The following is a 25419-nucleotide window of genomic DNA, read 5'->3' on the forward strand; positions in this document are numbered from 1 at the left end:
AGTGTCAAATATTAACTCCAAAATTGTATGAGCTACTATTTTAGCGTTTTGTTTCGATCGGCTGCGGTGTCGGGCACACAGGGGTGTAGTGATATCTCGGATGGGAAGGGGCGAAGGGGGCGATCGGCTGTTTGGGAGATACGTTATCTTTTCTGGTAACTGCTGGAATCTTCAAAACATTCCCTAGCTGAACAATTAGTCTAATGGACTTGCTATTTTTGGTAATTCTCTCATTTTTTCTATTTTTAGTCAGTGCTATCAAAGGTTATTTTGTCGTTAAGCCGCTGCTAGCTTCTCTGGAAATTTTTAGGATTATTTTCTTAATTCAACCTAAAAACTTTTTCTAAAAATTTTAATAAAAATGGCTGTAACGGGAAGTCAAAAGTCTGTTTAAGTAATCTGTATTTTACTTTTTATCCGGGTAGTCAGGGCTTTCTGGATGGCGGCGGGGACAGTTCCAGTTCTCGTTTTATTCGCGACTTAAATCGCTCAACCATCAGTATTTCTTTTTTTTTGTATTTATGTTAACGAACGTTATTTCTGTACTGCTAGGAACATCTTTTGGCACTCTAAGTAGGCACGATTTCAAGCGGTTATCTTATTTTGGCAGCGGCGCCAATATTTTCTCAGCATGACTCGCTGCCACCGCCGCAAATAAAGTTTCATAATGATTCAAAGCTTCCTCAAATCCGTAATTCTCAACAGCATAATTTCTGCCTTGCTCGCCCAAGGCATCGACCTTAGCAGGGTGCAGGTACAAATCCTCAACAGCCTCAGCCAAAGCCTGCGGATCTTCCGGCGCTACCACCACCCCGCCACCGCTTTGCTGCACTGCTTTCTGAGCCGTACCAGTTTCGGGAACCGAAGCCAAAATTGCCCGACCGCTGGCGAGAATTACTTGAATTTTTGAAGGCATATTGAAGTTAGTAACGCGGCGCTTTTGTACGACTAAACTAACATCAGCAGCAGCTAACAATTCGGGCAACTTTTCTCGCGGTTCAAATGGTAGCAACATTACATTATTAGCTTTGTAAGTTTCGCAATCTTGTTGCAAGCGCGCCAAGGCTGTTGATTCCCCCACAATTACAAAAGCGATTTCGGTTAGGTGTTTCAAACGAGCCGCTGCTTGGACAACTGTTTGCAAGCCTTGAGTGAGGGCAATATTCCCTGCATAGAGAACGACAAATTTGCCCTTGAGTTTGTGAGTTTCTCGAAATGAGTTATTTTCCTTGGGTAAGGGGCGAATGAAATTGACATCAACCCAATTGGGAACGCAAACTATTTTTTCGGGGGGTACTCCCTGAGAATGCAATTTTTTGACAAAACCGTTGTCGATGACGCTGACTTGGCTGGCTGTGCTGTAGGCCAATTTTTCCAAAGCGTCAGCAATGCGAACTAGCAGTCCGTTTTTTTTGACCAAGCCGACGCGCACGGCTGCTTCAGAGACGATATCCTGAACGTTGAGGACGATCGGGCAAGCGCGAATCCAGCCGTAAAAGGCGACTGGGACGCAAATCGGTAAAGGGGGCATTGTCGAGAAAATCACGTCGGGACGCCAGCCTCTGAAGGCTTGGACGGCGCTGGAGACGACAAAACTGCCGTCTAGCAACAGTCGGTCTAGGAGGGTGGGGTGGGGGCCGTTGACGCGCAGGTAGCTGCGCTGAATTGTCACGCCGTTGTGTTCTTCGGTGAGGTAAAATTTGCCCTCATATTGCGGATAAATCCGGCGCTGCGGATAGTTGGGCATTCCTGTGACTACTCGGACTTCGTGACCTCGCTTGACTAGGCCTTGCGCTAGTTCTGTCATCAGGGGGGCAATGCCGATCGGCTCTGGATAATAGTTATAGGAATAAATTAGAATACGCATAATATTTATTTTGAAGCAAATTGTCCTCCAGCCGCGTGCATCGAGCCTGCACCCGCAGAATAGCAGAGGATGTGGTTGGGTTCCGGGTAGGACAATAGGGGGCGAGGGGATCTTCCACTCCTTGGGAAAGAAGCCGCCCTTACCGGGCGGGTATCGCGCCCTCAGCTAATGTTTTTTCGCATTACCAGGCAGTTGCGGCGATCGTCGGTACGGATATACCGAAGGTCGTCTGTGAGCTTGTACATGAACACCAGTCCCCTTTCTCCTTCTCTGTCCAAAGGATCGCGCTGCTCTTGCATAATCGAGTGCAGCTTTGCTTCTAAGTTGAAGGGTTGACCCCTGTCCCAAATCCTAATTTCTAAGTAATCGGCAAACACTTTTACCTCAATGTCTATGGGCGTTGTGGAGGGCAAGTTCTGGTGAGCGTGGCGGACAGCGTTTGTAAAGCCTTCGTTGATTATCAGCCGGCACTGCCACCAAAAATCGGCTGGCAGCAGGGGCAAAACGATATTCTCCAACCATTCCAAAACGGATGTTAAAGCATTCAGGTCTGTTTCAACCTGAAGGTGCGGCTCGGCCTTTGGTTGCTTGTCTTTCATCTTTCTTCCCCCTGGTCGGCCCCCACCACCGCTGTACTCAGCGCCGGAGGGAGAGAAAAAGGAGGGCAAGGTCTTGGCAACATATTAGTTAAGTCAAGCTTGAGTTGAAGAAGCCCGTTTTGCCTCAAGGTGAGCATTCCTTTCGCACCATTTACTCGCACAGCAAATGAGAGACTTCCGATACTGTAACCCGCCTCGGTAGGGCGTTTAAATAGGGAAAATTCCCGAGTCAGCTTGCGAGGAAGTGATTTAAGCTTCGACCGTGTTAGCAGTCGCTACTTTTCTAAACACACGTTAGTTCTTCTCGTCCTCGAAAATCATGCTGGGATCATTCGAGTATGACCTCGAACTGGCTAATTGCTAATTATTAATGCTCTAATTGCAGAGCTGGCAACTAGCTGTGCATTTTCTGGGCGTGTGAATTTTAACACTTAATGCTAACGTAGCTATCGTTAGCGATCATCTGCTTGACTAAGTATCAACTTCGAGTTCCCGCCCCCCGTTGGCAACAGCACCTCAAAGTTCAGCGGTGGGTTGTTGAGGGTTGCTACACAGCGCCACTATTTTTGTTAAACAGGACTGTTACAGTTTTGACAATTAGTTTGAGGTCATACACCAGGCTCCAGTTTTGTTGGTATTTTAAATCTAAACGGATGACATCTTCAAAATCGCGGACTTGAGAGCGACCGTTGACTTGCCATTCCCCTGTCATCCCCGGTTTGACATCCAAACGCTGCCACTGAGGGACTTCGTAGCGCTCAACTTCGTCTGGAGTAGGCGGTCTAGTGCCGACTAGACTCATTTCGCCTTTGAGAACGTTCCAAAACTGCGGCAGTTCATCGAGGCTGGTTTTGCGTAAGATGCGCCCGACTTTAGTAATCCGCGGGTCGTTGTCATTTTTGAAAAATGCGCCAGAAGCCTGGTTTTTGATTTGGGCTTTCATGGCTTCGGCGTTGGTACACATCGATCGAAATTTCCAAATCCGAAATTGTCTGCCCATCCAGCCACAGCGGGTTTGACCGAAAAATATCGGGCCTGGATCGTTGATAGTGATGGCTGCAGCTATGGGTACGAGCAAAATTCCTGTAATTATCAAACCGACTATTGCCCCAACAATGTCTATCAGCCGCTTCACCCACGATTGCACTGAGGGGTGGGTCATCGGTAGCTGATTGTCCGAGGGCTTGGTCTCTGTGGGAGTTGAGGTTGCAGAGGGCTGCTCGATCGTCAGCACTTGATCTAGGCTGGTGAGAGCAAATACTGCCATCACCTGCGGCTTGAGGCTTTGGAGCACCAAGTCGCTGCCACGCTGTTTGGCAAATTTCAGATTGCTGACTAAAGCACCGATCCCGCTACTGTCGATGAATGTCGTCTGACTGAAGTCTAGGACAATCTTGCTGGGAACGGTGGTGCTTTCCGAAAAAAGTTGCTGGCAGGTTGTCTTGAAGTTTACAGCTTCAAGTACGCTCAAGCGCACGGGTATGTGAACTGAGGGAATTTCGTCCGAGTACGTTACCCGAAAATCTGCCTCTGGGGTTTGACTGACCATGAAGTCCTGGTTTCAAATTTCAAGCTGATGTCTTTAGCCTATTCTGTCCTAGCAGCTCCCCCTTTACCAAATATTATGGTTAACAAAAGGCTAGCTTTATACAAACTTTACAAAAACGCCTGCAAACTCGCCCGCCGAGAATGATATCAAAGGCAAAAATAGACTTGAGTCTACCAGTGCCTGTTTTGGCGCAAAGATTTTTGAACGCAGTCGCGGCCCAACTTTGACATCGGAATCAAGATTTTTGTGGATTCAGGCCGATTAATGTTGTCGTTAATAATTTTGGTGCCTCTCTCGCACCGGATAACCATCGCAGTTAACAGTTAACAGCTAACACAGAAGTCAACAGTTAACGGTTAACTGGAAAACGCCCGTAACAAGCCTCCGGGGATGAGGTTAAGAATTGTAGACGTTTTCTGACTGGGAGGTTTCGCGGGTGATGGGTTTGACTTTGGCTTTGGCTTTGGCTGCGTTGCGTTTGAGGGCCTGGAGACGAGCTTCGTATTTAGCCCGCTGCTGTTTTTTGGAGGTTTGCTCGATTAAGGTTTTTAAGGCGCTGCCGAGGCTTTTGTAGGCGTTTGGGAGAGTGTAGCCGAAGCGGGTTGCCAGGGCGAGGGCTTTTTCGTCGGCGTCTACTGCTTCTTTTAAGCTTTTCTCTCCGTTGTTTTTTTGGTAAAGTCTCCAGCCGGAGACGCCGCACAGGGATAGGGCTAGTAACAGCAGCAAGCCGTCTTGCACCCAAAGTTCGCCGACAGCGCCGCCTAAACCAATTGCGAGGGCTGCCATTTCCCAACCGTCTCTGGGAATGGTGTCGTTTTGGATTCTGGCGACTTCGTGCCAAAATAGGAGGTTACGCTGATCCATTGCTAGCTGTTCCCAGCGGATCAGGTCTATTTGGATTTCTACCTGGTCTTTGCCTATTTCTTCGCTGCGGATCAGGGTAGGATTAACTTCTATTGTTTTTTCTACTGTTACCCAACTTTGGAGTTCTGGGGGCAGTATGTTTTTCAAGCGCCGGATCTCACTCATCTCGGCTCTTGCTGTAGAGGTTGCATAGGATGTCATAGCTCCGGCCTATTGATTTTCCAAAGGTTAATATGTGTCTATTTCTGGAGTATAGCAAACCTTGAATCCAAATATAGTCGAGTAACGGGGGTCGATCGACCAATACTTGCAAATTTACTTGATTTTAGTCTCAGGGGGCGATCGCAACTGCCGACTCGATCCTTGACTTTCGACTATTTCATCAACAGTTCGATTTCTTGTCGCAATTTCGACCAAGCCGACAAAACTTCCGGCTGAGAAGTTATGCCTTTTTGAACTAAAACAACTCCGTCAAATACTTCAGAAAATCCCTACAAACCTCGCCGTAGAGCTTCATCGGTAAAACGCACTCCCCCCCCGAACTATACCCTGTCAATCGGAGCTTTTAAAGTCTTCTGCTGTAAATGCCACAACTCATAATCCACAGCTAATTAAAAAAAATGGCGACAACTCAATCCGTGTAATATGAGTCTAAAACCTTCTTTTCTCGTCCATTATGGGATATCTTTTTAGGGTCAATAAAGTTGTGCAACTCTTCTTTTTGTCCCAACATCCTCTCTTTTTTTGCCTCGTTTAACATTCATTTTTTCTCTTTTTTTGCTACATGAGCGCGATCGCCCACAGTCGGGTATTCGATCGCGCTCATGTCGCGAGTGGGAGCGTCCGCTGCTGGCACTAACTACTGGTCTACCCCTTTTCATTCTTGCAGCGGATATTACCACTTTTAGGAGATTTATACACATCATTCAGACGCGATTTAAATAATTAAAGTGACTTAAGAAGACCACTTTCCAACTGATAAATTGCTGCCATGATTCCGCTTTCAGGATTTGTGAGCAGGGACTTTTTGACATCTTTTAAGTATTCTACAATGTGTGCCCGCAAAATTGGTCTTTCTACTTTGACTGTGTGATTGTAATCCCACAAATCCCAGATGATAATCCCGATGCCAACAATCGGGTCGATTAAACTTACTCCCAACTGACTAGCAACTGTACCGCCTGTTTTTGTGGCTACCTTGGCTGCGGCTTTGCTGGCAACTTTTGCCGTAACTTTGCTGCCAACTTTAGCTGCTACTCCCAAAATTAATGGTTTAGCAATTAAGTAGCCGCTGCCGCCAACTAATACTTTTAATGATAAATTCGAGACATTTCCTTTGTCGCTAATTGTGGTGGCAATATCGTTCAGGTATTTGTCCCACTGTACTTGCGGTATATTATAATTGTTTTGAACAACTTTCACATTCTTGCTAACTTCTGATATGTACAAATTAGCAGTATCTTGAGTGATTAATTGAAATCGCAGTTGAGCGTTTTTGGGTACCAGCACGCGGTTAGCAAATTCTCTTTGAAAGTCTTCCGTTAATTTTTCGGAAACAGCACGAGATGCTTCTGTCATATCGAATCTGTTGAGTAGGGCAGATTTCACGAAGCTAAAAGGTACGGCAAACTCCATCTTTTTTTGAGTGAAGTAATCAAAGTACCAATCGAGGAAACTGTTGTCTACTCGTGCAATTACTTCGCTTTCCCATTTGTCCAACTCTTTTGAGGCGAAAGTTTCGGCTGTTGTATGGGATTTTTGGATGGCGTTTTTAATGTCTTGGTTGACTTTGCTAAAATCGTGTGGCGGCGAGACTACAACTGCTGTGGTTCCGGTATTTGTTAGTGACTGGGAAATTAGAAAGTTACCTAATAGGGGAATGATGACTACGAGAATTACGATCGTCCAAATCATCGGCGTCACAGTTTTGATAAACTGACCGATAACTCTGAGACGCTCTGTTTTCTCTGAATAGCTAATTTCTTCCTTGTCTTGACTCATGGCGGTTTCTCAAATGATGAGAGTTGGGCTAGTTTCGATTATAGGCGATCGTATCTGCGATCGTCTTACGGGCGTGTGGCCTGGAATTCTGGAAGGGTTGCGGAAAAGTGCATGAAGCGGAGCTATCCAGTTATCCCTTTCGTGAATAGTAGGGAATCGCCCATTTTTTATTTTTGTGGGGGTGGTTTTAGTTGGCAGTTGTCTCAATATGATAGTGTGGCTGGCATCAAGAATCGACCTTGGCATAAAAGTCTTCGTCAGCTTGCTGGAAAGCAGGGCGAGCCATCAATTTTTCAGTGTAAACAGTTAAAATTGGCTGATTTTTCAGCATTCCCAATTTTAAAGCCCAGACGAGAACTCCGCCTGCAACAATATCAGCTATAGTAAATTGGTTTTCGACGAGGTAATCTTGATTTTTTACTGCCTCTGTGAGTGGTTGTGAAACGCGGTCAAACCATTCTTGGGCTTCCGGCGCTGAGCATTCTTGGGCTACTTTCTTGGGCAGCAATTTCTCTGGCAAGTGAGGCAAAACATTAAACATGAATTTTTCAACAGGGGGTTCTAGCGTTGCAACTGCATAAAAGAGCCACTGGTAGTAATAGCCTCGCGCTGGTGTCGAGAGTGCTGGCGCTAATTCTTTTTCTGGATATCGGTCAGCGAGGTAAGCACAAATGGCAGCCGACTCGAAGATAGTAACATCTCCATCGATTAAGACGGGTACTTTCCCATGAGGGTGCAATTTTCGGTATTCTGGTTCTTTCATCACAGCCATCGTTGGTTTTACCAATTCATAAACAATCCCCATCTCTTCCAAACACCACCGAGGCCGCACTGCTCTTGTTGTAGGAATGTAATAAAGTTTCATAGTTTCTCAAGATTTTTTTACTTATGTTAAATTTTCATTCTTTTTGACTTCAAATCTAATATCTAAAATCTCAAATCGATTGACTCCGAGGGTTAACTTTTAGCCGGCTTTACTTAATACAACCAGAATGTACTGGTCAAGGCTAACTCCTTCTCTTTCTGCTTTTTCTGCTAAACTCAAATGTAGAGATTTAGGAATCTGTAAAGATAGACTTCCACTATACTCAACTTCCGTTGCAGGTAAAGGAATCTCATCCCCACACTCATAAGCAGTCTCTATCCACAATTCCCTAGCTTCCTGAATATTCTCCATCGCTTCGGACAAAGTTTCACCCTGAGACATACAGCCAGGAAGGTCTTTTATTATAGCTGTATAACCTTCAGGTTCAGGATAAAAATTGATAGGATATTTCAGGTTCAAGTAATAATCTAGGGATTTAAGCTTGACTTTCATCTTCTGATTCATCGCTCCATTCCTCTAACTTCAATAATGCCACAATTTGCCTGACGTAGACTCCTTTTACCTTCTGACCGCCCTTTTTAGGGACTGTAATCTTTAATCCATCGGCATTTCGGAAAGAATGGTGACTTCCTTTCGATCGCTTTTCTTCAAACCCAAAAGCAGTTAGATATAGCACACATAGTCAAACCGCACTTCAGACGGGTTTGATAAAAATTGTTCTATCAGTTTTCCTAACTTACTCATATTAACCAAATTTTCCGACTATCTATCACAGCTTTCCAGGACTTACGCAGTGATAACGATTTTTTGTCATTCTGAGCGATAGCGAAGAATCTCAAGGTCTGATACTACCGTTACAATGCGTAAGTCCTGTTTCATTAGGGGATTGTACTTATATCTAATAAGTTATTGTAATCCTCTTGGATCTCTAGGGAAGGAATTTCAATATTTAAAAGAGACATATAACGATGACATATTTCTCTCGCCTCATCGATTCAGTTTTTGCAACTCATCTTTTTCAAGCCTAGTCATCTCTTCAGGCATTGGCAATGGGCGCGCGTTTTCATCTTCCTCATTTTTTAATATATTCCTATTTTTTTTCCTAAGACCTAAAGCTTTTTTATATTTAAAAAATTCTGCCTTGTCACGGTGAGCTATTGCTTTGTCTCTCTGATTAAAAAGTATTTTTTCAATCCATCTAGATTCGGATCGTAATCTTTGTCACCCGCTTCTTTATATTTGAATTTAATTTGGTCTTTCTCTAATTGTTTTCTGTCTAACTCACCTATTTCCTGGGATGTTTTTTTCCATGATTTATAATTACTTTCAACAATATTTAAAATTTGGGGAACGCTTACAGCATCTTTATGTGAGTCATATACTTGACACAAATATAATACACACAGGTCGCGAAATCCCAAGCTAGTCATCGTCCAGAAATGACGTGCTTTAGCGTATTTTTCTGGCGTACTACCCAAACCATAAAATAAATCATAAGCTACCGACAAATAGTATTGAGCATCCGACAGCCTAGCATCAATAGAGTGAAGCATCTCACTAAATTCTTCTTTTTCAACTGTCATTTTGATAGCCTTTTATTGATTAACTTATAAAGTGGGGTAGGCATTACCTACCCCACTTATATAATTATAACGCTTTTTACAGCACTGAAAATCGGAAGTAGATGAGCTAGAAATTAAACCTGAGCCTCATTCTTCACCAAATTACCCCAACCCAAATCCTTCAGCGAATTATTCCGGCGCAGCGGACGAGTCACCAACTCCAAAATATCCCGCGCATTACCAAAGCCGTGAATCTGAGCAAAAGTAAACTCAACAGACCACTTAGTATTAATTCCCCGCGCTTCTAAAGGATTAGCGTGAGCCATACCCGTAATCACCAAATCAATATTCTGCTCGTAAATCCGCTGAAGCTGATTGTAATTGTCTGGTTTCTCCACAATCCGAGGAGTAGGAACTCCCATCTCGTGACAAGTCTTTTCTAACAAAGCCAATTCAGCCGCTTGATAGCGCTTGTCCATATAAGGAATGCCGATTTCCGGGCAAGTCATGCCGCAGCGAATCAAGAAACGTGCTAAAGAAATCTCTAGCAAATTGTCTCCCATAAAGAAGACTGATTTGCCGCGAATTATTTGCAGGTAATCTTCCAAACCAGCCCAAATTTGCGCTTCCCGTTCGTCCAAACCTTTTGGTTCAATTCCCAACACTGAGCAAATCTTTTCAATCCAAGCGCGAGTTCCGTCAGGGCCGATCGGGAATGGCGCACCAATTAGCTTACACTTGCGGCGGCGCATCAACGTAGAAGCAGTGCGCGACAAGAACGGATTCATACCCGATACATAATAACCTTCTTCCAAGACTGGCAATTCAGTGTAGCGCTTGGAAGGAAGCCAACCGGAAACTTTGATTCCTTGCTTCTTCAATTCTAGAGTTAGCTGAGTAACAACCGGATCGGGCAAAGAACCGAAAAGTACCAGCGGCGTGTGCTTGACATATTCCGATTCATCTGCTGCAACTTCCTCTTTTTTCTTACCGAAATTCAGCAGTTGAGAGATAGCATTGCGTTCTTGTTTCTGAGATTCCATCACGGGCGCTTTCTCAGGGCATTTAGCAGCCATCGCTGCTAAAACCGTATCTTCCCCTTGAGTAAAAGCGTAATCCAAGCCGTTAGCGCGCGCTGTGACGATGGGAATGCCAATTTCTGCTTCGAGTTTCGGCGCTAACCCTTCCAAGTCCATTTTGATGATTTCGGTGGTGCAAGTGCCGATCCAGACAATTACACTGGGGTTACGATCGCGCTTAATTTGCAAGCACAGCCGCTTCAACTCATCATAATCGTTTAACTGAGCGGAAATATCGCCTTCTTCCAACTCAGCCATCGCATAGCGAGGCTCAGCAAAAATCATCACGCCCATGGCGTTTTGCAAGAAATAGCCGCAAGTCTTGGTACCGATGACCAAGAAAAAGCTATCTTCAATTTTTTGATAAAGCCAAGCTACGCAGCTAATCGGACAAAATGTGTGATAATTGCCTGTTTCGCATTCAAAGTTTAAAGCTTCCGGTTCATTAGTAGTAATAGCAGTCATATTTCAAATCTTCTCCCTTTAAATTGTTTTTAGTCTGAAACAGGACAGGCTCGGCGAGCGAGGAAATACCTGTATTTTGCGATCGCATCTCTTGCTGCGGACAAGCATAAGTTCTTTTTCCGGTTGTTTTTCCTCTCGAACGCGAACAGGCGCAGCGGCGAGAAAACACCTGTGAAAGTGCGATCGCACTTTCGCAGCGAACAATAAATAGAAATACCTGATTTTGGGCTAATTCCTCTAAAAAATAGATGCAGCCTATTCAATATTTCCGCAGCCGCAGCATCCAAAATTTGATCTAAAAAATTCTGCGCGAGGGCTTATAATCCCTCACAGCAGGGATTTAGTTTTCTTCAACTCGCTCCGGCAAAAAGCCTTTTGGGAGTTGTGAATTGGAGCTAATTAAAAATCAACAACTCGCAACTCACAACTCACCAATAGACCGGCAAAATTCAAGACTAGAAGAGATGCGGGCGATCGCCACAACCTCACTTAAAATCCGACAAAAAGCCCGAAATTTCTTCATCCTCATCGTCGGAATCCAAATCGCCGAGACCTAGAGCATCTAAATCATCTTCATCGGGATCTCCGGTAGTTGCTTCCCCCAGATCGTCGAGTCCGAGATCGTCGAGGTCGTCGTCATCAGATACAGAGAAATCGTCAATACCGTCATCGTCCAAGTCACCCAGATCCATGTCTAGGTCATCTGAGGTCGCTGTCCCAAACGGATCAGGTATTTCTTCGGCGACAAACTCTGCATCTTCTTCCCCAAACGGATCGGATATTCCCGATTCGAGATCCCCAGAGGTCAAAGTCGCAAATTGTGAGGCTTCTTCTTCCTCGTCATCGCCGAGGTCGAGACCGCCCAAAGCCGAGGCTTCTTCTTCCTCGTCATCATCGCCGAGGCCGAGACCGCCCAAAGCTAAGGCTTCTTCTTCCTCATCGTCGCCCATATCAAAGTCCGATACGGCGTCTTCCTCATCGTCGCCCATATCAAAGTCCGATACGGCGTCTTCCTCATCGTCGCCCATATCAAAGTCCGATATGGCGTCTTCCTCATCGTCTTCGAGACCGAGAGCGTCCAAAGCCGAGGCTTCTTCCTCGTCATCGTCCATGTCGAAGTCGGAGACCGCTTCTTCCTCAAACTCATCGTCCATGTCAAAGTCGGAGACCGCTTCTTCCTCCTCGTCGTCCATGTCGAAGTCGGAGACCGCTTCTTCCTCGTCATCGCCCAAGTCGAAGCCAGAGACTGCTTCTTCCTCAAACTCATCGAAGGATTCGTCGGAACTCAGTGCTGACGCACCAGCAGCCAGACCGGCTGCTCCGGCGACTCCGGCTACTACTCCGGCTGCTGCTAAGGCCGCACCGCCCAATTTATTAGATTTGGCATCAGCGGGTGCAGCAGTTGCAGTTTGAGCTGCTGCGGGTGCAGCAGTAGAAGTTTGAGCGACTGCGGGTGCAGTAGTTGCAGTTTGAGCGACTGCGGGTGCAGTAGTTGCAGTTTGAGCTGCTGCGGGTGTTGGAGATTTACCGGCCGTCTGCGGCGCGATATTTGAGGGCATACCCAGCGCGATGTCCGGGTCAAAATTTAGTCCCAACACTTCGATCAGGCTGTCTGCATCCGGCTTGAGTTTTGAGAAGGGCAGCATTAATTGCTGGAGTTCCGGCTCCAGGGCAGCCGCAATTCCCAGGATGAGGTAAGAAACAGGCCTTTTCCCGCCGTCGGGTGTGGCGACCGTGTTCTCAGCCGTCATGTGCAGGAGCAGCCAAGCCCGATTTACCTGGTAGTAGTCCAACCACTTCTGTTTGAGAGCAACTGAAAAAGTATCAAAAAAAGCCATAACCTCTTTATCCTCATCCTGATCGCTAGACCTATTAAACCATCATCAGGTCTAGCTCATCTTCCTCCTTCTTGACCACCGGTTGCACTGGATTTAGATAAAAATCTGAAAGTAAGGCGAATAATTCGCGATCGGGCGTGTCGTTGGGCACTACTCCTTCGGGCATTGCCAAAATCTGGTCGGCGATGTTGAGGTAGTAATCGCAGACGTAGTTAAGGGAAGGATCGCTTTCGGCCATCTCAAACAATGTTTTGCCTTTGACGCGAGAAACTCGGATGTCTTCAATCAAGGGCAGCACTTCCAGCACCGGCATGGGTACAGAGTCAATGTACTTGTCGATCAAGTCGCGCTTTGAGGTGCGGTTGCCAATTAAACCAGCGAGCCGCAACGGGTGAGTGCGGGCTTTTTCGCGGACTGAGGCGGCGATGCGGTTGGCTGCAAATAAAGCATCGAACCCGTTGTCGGTAACAATCATGCAGTAATCGGCGTAGTTCAAGGGGGCTGCAAAACCGCCGCACACTACGTCACCGAGCACGTCAAAGAGGATGATGTCGTATTCGTCGAAGGCATTGAGTTCTTTGAGCAGTTTGACGGTTTCACCGACTACATAGCCCCCGCAGCCAGCTCCTGCGGGAGGGCCACCTGCTTCTACGCAGTCAACGCCGCCGTAGCCTTTGTAGATGACATCTTCGGGCCAAACGTCTTCGTAGTGATAGTCCTTTTGCTGAAGGGTGTCAATAATTGTGGGGATCAAGAAGCCAGTGAGGGTAAATGTGCTGTCGTGCTTTGGATCGCAACCGATTTGCAAAACTTTCTTGCCGCGCTTGGCTAGGGCAACGGAGATGTTGCAGCTTGTTGTCGATTTGCCAATTCCACCTTTTCCGTAAACTGCGAGTTTCACTCTTTGTTCTCCTATAGGTTTCTATCAAAACGATGAGGGCTGGGTTTTCCTGCTTGTCTTCGATCGCCCAATTGCAATAGCCCAATTGCAATTCCCTTACTGTCAGTCGATTTGAGATTTCAGATTTGAGATTAAAGAATGAACTCCACAGATGAATCTGGGGCTTCTCTCTAACTAAAATTTTCTCTCTCTACGACTTTTGTTTGGGGCTTGTATCCGTCTTTGGGTTAGGCCAATTTTGGACTCTGCCCTTAGTCACCTCGTTGAAAGCATTATTAGCTAACTTGGGATGAAAAGAAAGGGGGCGTCTAAATGAAAATGCTAGTAAATTTGTTTATTTTGCATCTTGGGGAATTTTAACTGGTTTTTTGATATAAAAATCTATTTTTAGATTATTTTTACATTTTAAATTAATTTTAGAATCCTTTCTTAATATAAAGAGGTACAAAAATAAAACAAAAATTAACTTCTCAAACAATCTGGGCTGTTGGCTTTGGGGCTAGGATGTAGGCAGTTGATGGCTTGTGCGGGTAACTGAAACGGTCATAAAGGCGCTAGTGGATGAGGCAAACTCGAAGTGAGTTCGGATCAGTTGGGTCAGGGGATGGCAAAGTTATGGGATTTGAGATTGGAGATTTGAGATTTTAGATGGGGAAAGATTGGCTTTGCTGGGGTTTCTGGTGTTTTGTAAAAAATTGTGAATTTTTAGGAAATGGTGGCGAGTCGGAGAGTGAGGGAGGAGGGGGCGAGAGTGGGAGAGTTGGAGATTGGGAGAATATTATTTTTTCCCAATGACTACTGATACCAGTTGAAAAAAAGAATGCAACTGTAGGCCCGTGATCCAAACCACGAGCTTCCTCAGTCATTTCCAATTCTGCAATCGAAAATCGAAAATCTTATGGCTGTTGGCTAATGACAACTGACGATCGGAATCTCGATCGCAAACTCAGTGCCCCGTCCAGCTTCCGAAACGCAGTCGAGCCGCCCCCCGTGCTGTTCGACAACTAAATGGTAAGAAATCGACAGTCCCAACCCAGTGCCCTTGCCTACTGGTTTGGTAGTAAAAAACGGGTCAAATAATTGGCGGCGAATCTCCTCCGGTATGCCCTGCCCGTTGTCGGAGATGCGGATCGCCACAAAATCGCCACCAACAACTTCAGTACGAATTGTAATTGTCGGCACACTCAATGGAGAACTAGGATTTGACGGGGGTGAATTTTTTCCATCTCTCGTCGCCCATTCCCCTTTCTGGATTTCTTCATCCAAAGCATCAATAGCATTGCCGATAATATTCATAAACACCTGATTTATCTGACCGCCACAGCACTGGATCAGGGGCAAATTACCGTATTCTTTAATAATGTTAATAGCTGGATGTGCGCCGTGAGCTTTGAGCCGATGCTGCAAAATCAACAAAGTGGTTTCGAGTCCCTCATGAATGTCAACGAGCTTGATGTTAGATTGATCCGATCGCGAAAAATTACGCATCGACACAACTATTTGGCGGATGCGTTCGGTTCCTACTTGCATAGAAGACAGGATCTTAGATAAGTCTTCTACCAAAAAATCGACTTCCATCTTTGCTGCTGCTTCCCTAATTTCCGAGACTGGTTCGGGATAGTGCTGCTGGTAAAGTTCCAACAGTTGAAACAATTCTTTGATGTAGTGGCTGGCGTGGGAAAGGTTGCCGTAGATAAAATTAACAGGATTGTTAATTTCGTGAGCGATACCGGCAATCATTTGTCCCAAAGAAGACATTTTTTCGGTTTGCACTAATTGAGTTTGAGTTTGCTGCAACTTTCGCACAGTTTGCTCTAATTGCTGCGCTTGATTTTTCAAGCAAGCTTGCTTTCGCCGCAGCGCTTCTTCGACTCGCTGGCGCTTGAGAATATCCCGTCTCAACAATTCATTGGATTCTAAAAGTTGAGCGGTGCGTTCTTCAACTTGTTTTTTTAAGTCGTCGTGAGCTTGGCGCAGGGCTTCTTGGGCCCGTTGCCGCTCTAAAATTTCTTCCTGCAAAAGTTGGTTGGCTTTCTGCAATTGGGTGGCTCGCTCGTCCACTGCTTGCTGCAAAAGCTCGATCGTCCCGTACATTTCAGATTGGTTAAAAACTTGCGGCAAACTTGTCTGAGAGACAACCCCCAAAAGTTCTCCCTGGCTGCCAACTACGACCAAACGGCGGACGCAGTGCCGCTGCATGGACTGGTGAGCACTCCAGAGAGAATCGGCGGGAGATATGCAAAATAAAGGCGCACTCATGGCCTCTATAGCCGATATTTGGGAGAGGTTTAATTCGAGGGCGTGAAATTGCACGATGTCGCGCTCGGTGACAATGCCGATCGGAATTTGATAATTTTGTGTTGGTGCGATCGCCTGATCGGGATGCTGAGTTTGCTCTTCGACAATGACTACGGAACTAACTCGATGCTTGACCATGAGCTGGGCTAAATCGAGGGCTGAGGCAGTTGTTGGGGCAGAAATGACTTCCTTGGTCATGACATCTGCTGCACAGCGCAAATTGGTTAGCAAGTTAATCGGTTGCAGCGCTTCGTGAATGGCTTCGCGGGTGATGATGCCCAGAAGTTGCGAGTCCTCGTCCACTACGGGCAAATGCCGAATCTGATGCTGGCGCAACGTGAATATAGCGGTGAAAATATCTTGAGACTTGGATTGTTTGAGGGTAATGGGCGATCGAGTCATTACGTCACCAATTGTCAATCCGACCGTACAAGCTCCGACGGTAGTTAGCTTGACGATATCACGTTCTGTAAAAATGCCGATCGGGCGATTATCTTCGACGACTAAGACGCAACTCCGCTTGGCTGCGCTAGCAACAGCGTTTTGTTTTTCGCCACAAAGCTGACAGGAGACACGCATCGGGTTCATGAGAGCCAACACCTGCGCGATCGGGGTTTCTGGAGGCACGGTGAGGGGGTGGCGGTCGATCGCCCGATCTAAAGGTGACGAGTAGAGCGGCCGGCTGTTAGGCCGTCCGGCTGGTTCTGATGATTTAATTACGGGCAACTGCAGGGCTGAATCTCGGAAATGTTGTAATTTTTCTTCTTGTAGCATGATTATTAATTTTACTTAATGAGTTGTTACAATTTTGGAGACTTGGGTTAGCAGACTTAGCATTAATTAAGCGAGTGACAGATGCTCGATCGCCTAAAATCTGATTGCTAGAACACTCTTATTTAATTTTTATTTTTTAAATCCTATGTCCTGGACACCATTAAGTCATCGAATTCATCATTTGCCGCTGATCCTTGCGGGCCCGATTTTGCGCCGGACTGAAAGTCGGGCAGTGACAGTTTGGCTCGCTCTGAAAGCACCTCGCCAAGTCGAACTCAAGGTTTATTCGACAGAGGGCGGAAAAGGCGAAATTGTGGGTCAGCCCTTACTGCAAAGTGCGAGCTCTACCGTACAGCTCGGCAAATACCTGCACGTAGTCGCGGTGACTGCTACACCAATTAATAGCAATGTCTTGACATCTGGGCAAATTTATGCTTATGACATCAAGTTTGCTGGGAGTAGCGAGTCGCCGTCGGCGGGTGCAGTCCCAGAAAATGAGAAAGAAAATCTCATTTCTTGCCTGTGGCCTGCAGCCCCTGATTTATCGGCTTTGGGGCCGGAGACGATTAGTTATTTCGCTCACCAGTTGCCCACTTTTGCCCTGCCACCGCAGGATTTAAACTATTTGCGTATCGTTCACGGTTCTTGTCGCAAACCCCACGGAGACGGCAGAGATGCACTGCCAATCTTGGATAATACGCTCGAACAGTTTGCAGGAACGGCAAATAGCAGGCCCCACCAACTGTTTTTAACGGGCGACCAAATTTACGGCGACGACGTTGCCGATGCGATGCTGTGGGCTTTGACTGATGCTGGCGATACCCTGTTGGGCTGGGAAGAAAGTCTACCCCTGATGGATGATGCCCAAATTAAAAAGAATTTGTGTATCAGTATACCTAAAAATTCGGAAAACGAAAATGCAGTTGGCCAAGAGAGAGAATTTTTTAGAGAGTCGTTTATTCAGAAACCGTCTGATGTTGAGTATGAGTCCAAAAAACCAATTGAGTTACAGCCGGGGACTCGCAGCGATATTGCCAGAGATTGTGGTGGCTTTACGGCGATGTTGGTGAATAAACCCGCCAATGCTAAAAGTCACTTATTTAGCTTGGGCGAATATTACGCGATGTATTTGTTAGTTTGGTCGCCGATACTCTGGTGTACGAGTTTTCCGAAGGGTAAGGATATTTGTCCCAATTCTAAGCAGGCAAAAGTTTGGGATAGAGAAGTTGTTGAACTTAACGGTTTTGCTCGCAATTTGTGGAGGGTGAGGAGGGCGCTAGCGAATATTCCTAGTTATATGATTTGTGATGATCATGATGTGAGCGACGATTTGTATTTGAATCGAGAGTGGTGTTACCGGGTGCTGGGAAAGCCGCTGGGCCGACGGGTGGTGCAGAATGCTTTGCTGGCTTACGCTGTGTTTCAGGCTTGGGGCAATACGCCTGCACAGTTCGATCGCGAAAAACCCGGAGATAAATTATTAACAACTGCGGAAAAATGGTCGGCTTCTGCTGGTACGGATGTTTCTGCGTGGGAGGAGGCAGCTTCGTATTTGGGAATTCCTGCACTCGATCCGAAAACTCATTTGCCTAAGTTGAAATTAGATGAAGATGTTTTTATTTTGGATCGAGATGAGGAGGGTGTCAATGAGGTTTTGAATTGGCATTTTACTGTGAGAAGTTTTAAGCACGAGGTGATTGTCCTGGATACGCGGAGTTGGCGCGGGTATCCGGTGAAAAGCGCGATCGATCCACCGATGCTTTTGACTTACAAAGGTTTTGAGGAACAAATTCAGAAACCTTTGAGGGAGACAGATTTGCTGAATAAAACAGGGGAGTTTGAGATTGAGGCGACGCTGGTGGTTGTGCCGACCAATTTGGTGGGTTTGTGGATTATTGATGCGGTGCAAAAGTGGGATGTGGAACAGGGGAAGGTTTTTAATAGTGACGCGGGGGATGCTTGGAATTTTCATGAGTTGGCTTTTGTGAAGCTGTTGTCGGAGTTTTTTAAGCAGCGCGATCGGGTGATTGTGTTGACGGGCGATATTCACTATGCTGCTGCTGTGCGACTGAGTTATTGGTCTGATTGTCATTTTGGCGATTCTCGGCCGAATATTGAGCCTTTGGCGAGGGAGAATTATCGGTCAAATTGTCAATATTCTGTGCTGGCGCAGTTGACTGCTAGTGCTTTTATAAATGAGGAGTGGAAAACGCATTTAGTTCATACTAAGATTAAGTCGCTGTTTCCTGAGCGATCGCATGAATGTTTGGGATGGAATCAGCCGCTGGAATTAATGAAAATTCCCAGGAGTAGCAGAAAGAAAGCTCTGGAGGCTGCTGTTAGGAATAGACAATCTCTGCCTGACTGGGGCTATCGGATTGACTGGATTAAACGGCAAAGAGCTCGGGTGTTTTTGCTGCTAGAAAAGGGAACTGCGTCAGATAGAACGCATAAAAATAAACAATTGTCATTCCTGCATAGGTTGTGGAATTTTATATCGCTGTTGTGGCGCAATCGCTGGCTGCAAGAGGGTGATGAGATTGTGGGATATAGCAATATTGCTATCGTCAGTTTTCAGTGGCCTGCTGATGGTGATGGGGAGAAGGCGGTGATGCAAAATGTTTATTGGCGGCCGCTGTGGGAGCCGAATAGTGTGGTTTACAGTCAATATTTTGTGCCGCTGGGATTGGATGAGGATGATTAGATTACCGATTTCTTGAAGAAGTCGGGGATTTGGATATGGGTACAATATTGTGATGAGTTTGTGGCAGTGTCCGCCGAGGGGAAACCCTAGTCTCATAGCTAAAGTCGGTTGGAACTGAGATGTTACACCATTTTCAAGAACGGGCAAGATGCCCGTTCCACAAGAGATGAATTTTATTGTGGAACAGGCATCTTGCCTGTTCATAAAAGATTTATCGAGAATGGTGCAAGATGTCAGTTGGAACTGAGATGTTACACCATTCTCAACTAGCCATACTGCCAGCCACTAACAGTGATGTCAAAACCGTGCTTAGGAGCTAAACTATGGGTACGATCGATATTAATTAACAGCCCCAACACTACCAGAGATAGCAACAAAGTTTCTCCGGTAGTCGCAGAATTTCCAGAGCCGGCCGACCTGCTCAATCAGTTAAAAGCCAGACGTAAAAAGTCGAGGGCGGACTTGGCAGATATGGAAGTCGTTTTGGACATATTAGAAAACCATTAGCGCGAAAGTTGAGCGGAAAACTAACCTTCTTGCTGTGCGACGAACCAGAAACCCTTGGCGGATATAACATAAAGTAGAAAGCCCGTGACGAGATTTGAACTCGTGACTTCCTCCTTACCAAGGAGGTACTCTACCACTGAGTTACACGGGCATAAAAAATTAAGAACCTCCAATTAAAAAATTAATTTTTAATTCTTAAATTTTAACTTCTTATTAAATTGAGGTGGGCCGAGCTAGATTTGAACTAGCGTAGGCGTAGCCAGCGGATTTACAGTCCGCCCCCATTAACCACTCGGGCATCGACCCATTTCCATCACAGTTATACATCCTAGCACCAGAATCTTTATTTGCAACATTATATTTAAAACTCTAATCATTAAGTTTAGAACACATAAGTGAGTTAGCGGCAGACGGGAAAATTGAACACTGTTTAAGGTGTGCATGGCTAAGTCTAGGCTTGGTGCCCGCCCGGAGCACCCTAAGTCTAGACTAAGAGGAAATCCCTAATTCACTAATTCCCCGGTTTCTTGCAGGGAGTGCAGGCGGCGGTAGATGCCTTGTTGATTCAAGAGTTCGTCGTGGCTGCCAACTTCGACGATTCTACCGCCGTCGAGTACGACGATCGTATCGGCTTCGCGAATTGTACTCAGTCTGTGGGCAATAATTATGGTGGTGCGCGTACCGAGGATATTCTGCATGGCTAGCTGGATCGATCGCTCCGACTCATAGTCCAAACTAGAAGTAGCCTCATCAAAAATTAACACATCCGGTTCCACCAAGAGCGCCCTCGCAATCCCCAACCGCTGCCGCTGACCGCCGGACAAGCGCATTCCTCTCTCCCCGACCACGGTATAGTAACCTTGGGGCAACAGCCGCACAAAATCGTCTACCTTGGCAATGCGACAAGCATCCTCAACTTGATCGAAAGTGGCGCTTCTGTTTCCGTAAGTCAAATTTTCCAGCAAAGTACCGTTAAAAACGTCTACTTCTTGGTGGACAATCGCTAAACGCTGCCGGTAGCGAGTCACGTCTAAGCTGCGAATGTCTTCGCCGTCGATCAGAATGCGCCCGGAGTTGGGTTCAAAGTAGCGAAACAGAAGTTTAACTAAAGTCGATTTCCCGGAACCCGATCGCCCGACTAATGCTACAGTTTGACGGGGATGAATCAATAAATTCACATCCTGCAAAACCGGTTTTTGACTGTCGTACCCGAATGTCAAACCGCTGATCTCAACTTTGCCGGTAAATTTATAAGCTGGCTGTGCCGAGCGAGCATTTTCTGCTAAATTAACCGCATCAACACCGTCTGGCGTTTGCATAAACTCGTGGAACCGGATCATTGAAGAATAGCGGCGCGCCAATAATTCGGCGATAATGCTAATCGGACGCAGTTGGGAATAGGCCATGCTTGCCAGGGTGTAGACGGTAACAAAATATCCGAGGGAAATTTTGCCGGCAACCGTGGCTGCTAGACTAAAACCGAGAACTGAAAACAAACACAACTGGACGATCGTCTGCTGGTATGTCCCCAGGGTGACGTATCCTTTGTGAATGCGGTTGATCACGACTTTTAATTCGCGATCGAGTCTGGTGGTTTGCCTTTTGAGTTCCTCGCTTTCTGTCGCAAAAGCTTTGACTGTTTTGATGTTGGTGATAATTTCCGAGTTGCGGCTTTCGGTATCTTCGATGTATTCGTCCAGAATTTCTTCCCGCGCAGTCACCCCTTGCAGGCCTTTGAGGGTGAAACTGAGGATAAATAGGAATGAAACCAAAATTAATAAGCCAATCCGCCACTCAATTAAGCAGATAACGGCAAAAATGCCGATTAAGCGGACGACTTCGGGGATGAATTCGCCGGCAATTTCTGGATAAGTCCAAGTATGGTTGGCGATGCCTTTGGCGATGCGGCTGGCAATCCGTCCAGCGTTGTTTTCGTCGTAGAATTCTAGGGGTAAGGTGAGGATTTTGCCGATCGCACTTCTCATTTGATCGCGCCTTGCCCTCAATGGTATCGCCCAGTGGAACCAATTTGCTACCCAAGGTTGTACAGGTGCTTTGGCAACTGTTACTAGAAAAATTATGCCCAGCAAGACGGATAGCGATAATATTTTGTTGGGTGAGTGCTGGGTAACAGAGGCGATCGCTGTTATGAGTTTTTGCGTTACTGTATCTGTAGGTTGACCCGACAATACGTTTAATATTTGACCGATCGCGTAAGGAACAAGCAAATCGGCTAGTGCCAAAACGCTGGATGCGCCTATGCTGTAAACTGAGATTTTCCAGTAGCGACTGTAGTATTGGAAAATGTCCTGAAAGCTTGCCATAAATTTGTGTTGAGATACAACCCTTGCAAACACTTGCATCTAAAATTGCGCTCTCGGCGCGCTTTGTTTACAAGTGTACTACAAAAGTAGTCGATCGGGATCTCATCTCGGCTCATGCTAGCGACTCGCCCGATCGGGTGATTTATGGCAATCATTCGATCGTCAGCAACCGATCCGCATTCCTGGGCAATAAATTCAAGACTAAGGGCAAAAAAATGCAAAAGACAGAATTTTTCTTAAATTCTGCCTTCTGAGCAAGGTCTTATAAGTTTTACGTTTGAGTAGTCTGTTAGCTGAAGGTGTAGGCTGATTGCAGCGCCCACCAGATCAAGAAGCCGATTCCGCCGGCAATGACAATCGCCGAAATGGCGATCGCTATAGGACTGTCAGCTCCCTTGAACTTCATGATTCCGCGATTTAAATCTGACATGACAGTGTTCTCCCACAATTCCAGCTTGATTGTAGCTTTGCCGTCGGCGGATGGCGGTCAATTTTCACGGCAATTACTGATTTGGTTAAGAATCTGGCTGCTGAAATTTGACCTGGGGAGTGGGTTTGGGGGGGTTTACTGGGTTTGTGAAAAAAACTTACTAAAAAGACTTGACAAATTTCGGGAAGTGAGACAATATTGTTAATACCGCAGGAAATGCGGGTGTAGCTCAGTGGTAGAGCGTCACCTTGCCAAGGTGAATGTCGCGCGTTCGAATCGCGTCACCCGCTTTAGAAGATAAAAAAATCCAGGAAACCGGAAAGTACATCCAGAAAGTTTTCGATATACTCCTAATGATGGTTGAAAATACCTAAGTTAGTGGTAAGATTGAATGCAGAACTTGCAAGTCAAAATTGCCAAGTGGGCGAGATTTCGTAACAGGCAGTTGAAAGCCTTGCTATGGCGGAATTGACAAGTTTGATTAAGTGGATATGTTAAGGATTATTTTTGCAAAAACGCTTTTTTTATCCGATCGCTCGTGCCATCTCAAAAAGTTCCAAAGATTGACTTAAACGATGAGTACCCCTGTCCTTGCCGACGCCGGGGTCGTCTAGTGCCGATAACGTTGACAGAAGCCTTTGGATGCAACCGCTGTCAACAAATATTTGTATTGGACGAAAGTGGATACGTGATCGAGCAACTATCAACGAACTATCCTTACAAGCAGGCTTGGCGGTGGACAGGGAATCAGTGGAACAGAGCGCATCCGGGTTTGAAGGCCCATTATTTGCCACTGGCTTTGGGTATGATATTGGTGCCGTTAGTGATTTGGTTGCCCTTGGCGTTACACTCGCCGGGGCCGAATATTATTCTGTGGGCAATGGTCGCTGTGCTGCTAGCAATGCTGCCGGCGCTGATGGTATGGCTCGCTTACAGGCGTTAGCTAGATGATAATAGAGGATTTTACCCATTCATCAGATGCCGCAAATGTCGCGCGTCGCGCTTATCAAGCTTCTTTGGAGTTAGCTACGACAAAGAGTGCCGATCGCGCTGCTGCTTTGCAGGCGATGGCGAGCTCGCTGAAACGCCGGCAAAATGACATTTTAGAAGCAAATACTCTGGATCTAGAAGCAAGTCGGGACATGGCGATTCCGGAGTTGATCGTGGAGTGGCTGAAGCTGACGCCGGAACGTATCAAGACAACTGTGCAAATTCTGCAACGGTTGGGGGAAATGCCAGATCCCATCGGTCGGGTGATCAATGCTTCTTATCAGGTCGATCGTTGTCAGGTTTACTGTCAGTCGCTACCGCTGGGGGCGATCGCTCTAATTTACGAGGCTTTTCCCGAGTTGGGGGCGATCGCCGCGGGTTTGTCTCTCAAAAGCGCTAACAGTTTGATTCTTAAAGGTGGCAGCGAAAGCTGGCAAACTAATACAGTAATTGGAGAAGCTTTGGTTTCGGCGATCGAGGAGGTTGGTTTGCCCTCGGGATGTTTGCAGGTACTGCCGCCAGACCGGGGCGCTTCGATCAGAGAACTGGTCACTCAAGACCAATATCTCAATTTAATTATTCCCTACGGCAGGCCAAGTTTGGTGCAGCAGGTAGTAAGGTTGTGTACAGCACCAGTTTTGAGGTCGGCAATGGGAAATTGTTACCTTTATTGGTCACCGACTGGCAGTTTAGAGATGGCAAGGTGGATGATTTTGGACAGCCATCAAAGCGTTCCCGATCCTGTTAATGCGATCGAGAAAGTGCTGATCGATCGCAACCAAAAGCCTTCTTCCTTAGTCAGGTTATGGAACAGTTTAAAAGAAAAAGGTTTTCAAATTAGCGCTGATGCGGATCTCGTCGCAGATTTCCCCGACTTGAAGCTGGCGGAACCATACGAGTGGACTCAACCGTATTTAAACAAAACCATAGCGTTTAAAGTTGTCGATAGTTTAGAGATTGCGATCGGCTGGATCAACCGCTACAGCAGCGGTCACGCTGACTGTATCGCCACTGAATCTTACTTAGAAAGTCGCCAATTTGCTCTGGATGTTAACAGCGCCTCAACTTTTATTAATGCCTCACCTCGGTTTTGGCGTTATCAAAATCGGGGAGATGCGATATTTTTGGGAATGTCCAACCAAAAAGGTTATCGTCGGGGATTGATCGGGTTAGATACGCTGACGACAATTAAAGAAATTGTTCAAGGAAACGGACTTTTTTAATCTTATAGGATATTTAGGATTAGTTATTGGAATATTAAATCAGACTCAAAAGTCGGATAGTATTATCGATGCCTAAGCCTTTATAAGCCTTTAATAGTTGTTTCCCAATTTTTGTTTATGGAAAACAATAACATTTTGGTACAACAATTAGGCAGCTTTGATCTCAAGCAATTTAGTCACAAGCTCCCGGAACGACACTGTGGACACAGATAACATTTCCGCGTCCTGACAATAAGCCCCCGATTCATTTGTGGGTCAATCTAAAATCGGTACTGGCTCTAATTAACTTTAAAAAGTTATTAACTCACCCATCAAAATACTCTTAGCGATAACATGAAATCCAAAAAATTACTCAATACTCTAGACAAGGTGGCAACGCCGACTTTAGGTGAAGAAACGCTAATTCATCACTCGGTATATGTAAAAAGATTGCGCCCGCTGCTGCCGTCAGATGCCTTTGAACCTGATCCGAGCAAGTTACCAATACTATTCATCAACGCTGCTATTTTATTGCTGGGATGGGGAATTGCTGCTAATCTCAATCGCTGGCCCGTCTATCTTTTAGGGCTTTACTTACCTTTAGCCGTCATCATGGGCAATAGTATTATAGTTTTGCTA

General features: G+C 46.0%; 21 protein-coding genes, 3 tRNA genes and 1 pseudogene. 7 read left to right on the forward strand and 18 right to left on the reverse strand.

Features of this window, described 5'->3' with window-relative positions; translation table 11 throughout:
- Nucleotides 1-40 precede the first annotated feature (40 nt).
- The 14 genes from QUA38_RS13470 to QUA38_RS13535 all read right to left on the reverse strand — a co-directional run bounded on the left by QUA38_RS13470 (nucleotide 41) and on the right by QUA38_RS13535 (nucleotide 16623).
- On the reverse strand, nucleotides 41-175 hold the full coding sequence (locus QUA38_RS13470; RefSeq protein WP_333162508.1) for a hypothetical protein: 135 nt from the start codon (nucleotides 173-175) through the stop codon (nucleotides 41-43).
- Between the two features lie 423 nt (nucleotides 176-598).
- On the reverse strand, nucleotides 599-1867 hold the full coding sequence (locus QUA38_RS13475) for a glycosyltransferase family 4 protein (protein WP_333162510.1): 1269 nt from the start codon (nucleotides 1865-1867) through the stop codon (nucleotides 599-601).
- 161 nt (nucleotides 1868-2028) lie between these two features.
- On the reverse strand, nucleotides 2029-2466 hold the full coding sequence (locus QUA38_RS13480; RefSeq protein WP_333162512.1) for an ATP-binding protein: 438 nt from the start codon (nucleotides 2464-2466) through the stop codon (nucleotides 2029-2031).
- A 547-nt stretch (nucleotides 2467-3013) separates the two neighbouring features.
- Complete coding sequence (locus QUA38_RS13485; protein ID WP_333162515.1) at nucleotides 3014-4015, reverse strand: sugar transferase; 1002 nt, start codon at nucleotides 4013-4015, stop codon at nucleotides 3014-3016.
- Nucleotides 4016-4411: 396 nt separating this feature from the next.
- Entirely contained in the window at nucleotides 4412-5080 is a 669-nt protein-coding gene (locus QUA38_RS13490) for a DUF3318 domain-containing protein (protein ID WP_015178535.1), read from the reverse strand.
- 744 nt (nucleotides 5081-5824) lie between these two features.
- Nucleotides 5825-6880 (reverse strand): hypothetical protein, encoded by a 1056-nt coding sequence (locus tag QUA38_RS13495; protein WP_333162518.1) that lies wholly within the window; start codon nucleotides 6878-6880, stop codon nucleotides 5825-5827.
- A 226-nt stretch (nucleotides 6881-7106) separates the two neighbouring features.
- Complete coding sequence (locus tag QUA38_RS13500; protein WP_333162520.1) at nucleotides 7107-7745, reverse strand: glutathione S-transferase family protein; 639 nt, start codon at nucleotides 7743-7745, stop codon at nucleotides 7107-7109.
- Between the two features lie 99 nt (nucleotides 7746-7844).
- Complete coding sequence (locus tag QUA38_RS13505; protein WP_333162522.1) at nucleotides 7845-8198, reverse strand: type II toxin-antitoxin system HicB family antitoxin; 354 nt, start codon at nucleotides 8196-8198, stop codon at nucleotides 7845-7847.
- Entirely contained in the window at nucleotides 8182-8382 is a 201-nt protein-coding gene (locus tag QUA38_RS13510) for a type II toxin-antitoxin system HicA family toxin (RefSeq protein ID WP_333162525.1), read from the reverse strand. The genes QUA38_RS13505 and QUA38_RS13510 overlap by 17 nt, the downstream gene beginning before the upstream one ends.
- Nucleotides 8383-8860: 478 nt before the next feature.
- The gene (locus tag QUA38_RS13515; RefSeq protein WP_333162527.1) at nucleotides 8861-9289 is read right to left on the reverse strand and encodes a hypothetical protein; all 429 of its coding nucleotides are present in this window, start codon (nucleotides 9287-9289) and stop codon (nucleotides 8861-8863) included.
- 113 nt (nucleotides 9290-9402) lie between these two features.
- The gene (locus QUA38_RS13520; RefSeq protein ID WP_199297522.1) at nucleotides 9403-10812 is read right to left on the reverse strand and encodes a ferredoxin:protochlorophyllide reductase (ATP-dependent) subunit N; all 1410 of its coding nucleotides are present in this window, start codon (nucleotides 10810-10812) and stop codon (nucleotides 9403-9405) included.
- 485 nt (nucleotides 10813-11297) lie between these two features.
- Entirely contained in the window at nucleotides 11298-12650 is a 1353-nt protein-coding gene (locus QUA38_RS13525; protein WP_333162530.1) for a DUF5331 domain-containing protein, read from the reverse strand.
- 34 nt (nucleotides 12651-12684) lie between these two features.
- Complete coding sequence (gene bchL / locus QUA38_RS13530; protein WP_006634709.1) at nucleotides 12685-13551, reverse strand: ferredoxin:protochlorophyllide reductase (ATP-dependent) iron-sulfur ATP-binding protein; 867 nt, start codon at nucleotides 13549-13551, stop codon at nucleotides 12685-12687.
- 909 nt (nucleotides 13552-14460) lie between these two features.
- Nucleotides 14461-16623 (reverse strand): CBS domain-containing protein, encoded by a 2163-nt coding sequence (locus QUA38_RS13535; RefSeq protein ID WP_333162532.1) that lies wholly within the window; start codon nucleotides 16621-16623, stop codon nucleotides 14461-14463.
- A 145-nt stretch (nucleotides 16624-16768) separates the two neighbouring features.
- Here QUA38_RS13535 and QUA38_RS13540 point away from each other — a divergent pair, with 145 nt between their 5' ends.
- Together QUA38_RS13540 and QUA38_RS13545 are read left to right on the forward strand one after the other, a co-directional pair.
- Nucleotides 16769-19327, forward strand: a complete 2559-nt coding sequence (locus QUA38_RS13540) for a PhoD-like phosphatase (protein WP_333162534.1) — start codon at nucleotides 16769-16771, stop codon at nucleotides 19325-19327.
- 294 nt (nucleotides 19328-19621) lie between these two features.
- Nucleotides 19622-19834, forward strand: coding sequence for a hypothetical protein (locus tag QUA38_RS13545; RefSeq protein ID WP_333162536.1), 213 nt, complete (start codon nucleotides 19622-19624; stop codon nucleotides 19832-19834).
- A gap of 79 nt (nucleotides 19835-19913) precedes the next feature.
- Here QUA38_RS13545 and QUA38_RS13550 read toward each other — a convergent pair.
- From QUA38_RS13550 to QUA38_RS13560, 3 genes are all read right to left on the reverse strand, one after another.
- A tRNA-Thr gene (locus tag QUA38_RS13550) sits at nucleotides 19914-19985 on the reverse strand.
- Between the two features lie 73 nt (nucleotides 19986-20058).
- Nucleotides 20059-20140: transfer RNA gene (locus QUA38_RS13555), tRNA-Tyr, on the reverse strand.
- Nucleotides 20141-20337: 197 nt separating this feature from the next.
- Entirely contained in the window at nucleotides 20338-22158 is a 1821-nt protein-coding gene (locus QUA38_RS13560; protein ID WP_333162538.1) for an ABC transporter ATP-binding protein, read from the reverse strand.
- Nucleotides 22159-22181: 23 nt separating this feature from the next.
- Here QUA38_RS13560 and QUA38_RS13565 point away from each other — a divergent pair, with 23 nt between their 5' ends.
- Entirely contained in the window at nucleotides 22182-22412 is a 231-nt protein-coding gene (locus QUA38_RS13565; RefSeq protein WP_333162540.1) for a hypothetical protein, read from the forward strand.
- 35 nt (nucleotides 22413-22447) lie between these two features.
- On the opposite strand, the gene QUA38_RS13570 is transcribed toward QUA38_RS13565, so the two are convergent.
- Complete coding sequence (locus QUA38_RS13570) at nucleotides 22448-22588, reverse strand: hypothetical protein (protein ID WP_172188980.1); 141 nt, start codon at nucleotides 22586-22588, stop codon at nucleotides 22448-22450.
- 218 nt (nucleotides 22589-22806) lie between these two features.
- On the opposite strand from QUA38_RS13570, the gene QUA38_RS13575 reads away from it, so the two are divergent.
- The 4 genes and pseudogenes from QUA38_RS13575 to QUA38_RS13590 form a co-directional block, all read left to right on the forward strand.
- Nucleotides 22807-22878, forward strand: a tRNA-Gly gene (locus QUA38_RS13575).
- A gap of 248 nt (nucleotides 22879-23126) precedes the next feature.
- Nucleotides 23127-23531, forward strand: a complete 405-nt coding sequence (locus QUA38_RS13580) for a hypothetical protein (RefSeq protein WP_190663244.1) — start codon at nucleotides 23127-23129, stop codon at nucleotides 23529-23531.
- Between the two features lie 4 nt (nucleotides 23532-23535).
- Nucleotides 23536-24801: a glutamate-5-semialdehyde dehydrogenase gene (locus tag QUA38_RS13585; RefSeq protein ID WP_333162542.1), complete on the forward strand. Its 1266-nt coding sequence runs from the start codon at nucleotides 23536-23538 to the stop codon at nucleotides 24799-24801.
- Nucleotides 24802-25134: 333 nt separating this feature from the next.
- A pseudogene (locus QUA38_RS13590) lies at nucleotides 25135-25419 on the forward strand (fatty acid desaturase); the annotation flags it as partial.

It is taken from the genome of Microcoleus sp. Pol12B4, from assembly GCF_036701385.1.
Lineage (GTDB): Bacteria > Cyanobacteriota > Cyanobacteriia > Cyanobacteriales > Microcoleaceae > Microcoleus.

Excerpts from the sequence above, each read along its gene's own strand:
- QUA38_RS13505 (WP_333162522.1), bottom strand. The coding sequence starts at position 8,198 with ATGAAAGTCAAGCTTAAATCCCTAGATTATTACTTGAACCTGAAATAT.
- QUA38_RS13495 (WP_333162518.1), bottom strand. The coding sequence starts at position 6,880 with ATGAGTCAAGACAAGGAAGAAATTAGCTATTCAGAGAAAACAGAGCGT.
- QUA38_RS13520 (WP_199297522.1), bottom strand. The coding sequence starts at position 10,812 with ATGACTGCTATTACTACTAATGAACCGGAAGCTTTAAACTTTGAATGC.
- QUA38_RS13535 (WP_333162532.1), bottom strand. The coding sequence starts at position 16,623 with ATGCTACAAGAAGAAAAATTACAACATTTCCGAGATTCAGCCCTGCAG.
- QUA38_RS13515 (WP_333162527.1), bottom strand. The coding sequence starts at position 9,289 with ATGACAGTTGAAAAAGAAGAATTTAGTGAGATGCTTCACTCTATTGAT.
- QUA38_RS13500 (WP_333162520.1), bottom strand. The coding sequence starts at position 7,745 with ATGAAACTTTATTACATTCCTACAACAAGAGCAGTGCGGCCTCGGTGG.
- QUA38_RS13525 (WP_333162530.1), bottom strand. The coding sequence starts at position 12,650 with ATGGCTTTTTTTGATACTTTTTCAGTTGCTCTCAAACAGAAGTGGTTG.
- QUA38_RS13570 (WP_172188980.1), bottom strand. The coding sequence starts at position 22,588 with ATGTCAGATTTAAATCGCGGAATCATGAAGTTCAAGGGAGCTGACAGT.
- QUA38_RS13545 (WP_333162536.1), top strand. The coding sequence starts at position 19,622 with ATGTCAAAACCGTGCTTAGGAGCTAAACTATGGGTACGATCGATATTA.
- QUA38_RS13490 (WP_015178535.1), bottom strand. The coding sequence starts at position 5,080 with ATGACATCCTATGCAACCTCTACAGCAAGAGCCGAGATGAGTGAGATC.
- QUA38_RS13560 (WP_333162538.1), bottom strand. The coding sequence starts at position 22,158 with ATGGCAAGCTTTCAGGACATTTTCCAATACTACAGTCGCTACTGGAAA.
- QUA38_RS13475 (WP_333162510.1), bottom strand. The coding sequence starts at position 1,867 with ATGCGTATTCTAATTTATTCCTATAACTATTATCCAGAGCCGATCGGC.
- QUA38_RS13540 (WP_333162534.1), top strand. The coding sequence starts at position 16,769 with ATGTCCTGGACACCATTAAGTCATCGAATTCATCATTTGCCGCTGATC.
- QUA38_RS13480 (WP_333162512.1), bottom strand. The coding sequence starts at position 2,466 with ATGAAAGACAAGCAACCAAAGGCCGAGCCGCACCTTCAGGTTGAAACA.
- QUA38_RS13485 (WP_333162515.1), bottom strand. The coding sequence starts at position 4,015 with ATGGTCAGTCAAACCCCAGAGGCAGATTTTCGGGTAACGTACTCGGAC.
- QUA38_RS13585 (WP_333162542.1), top strand. The coding sequence starts at position 23,536 with ATGATAATAGAGGATTTTACCCATTCATCAGATGCCGCAAATGTCGCG.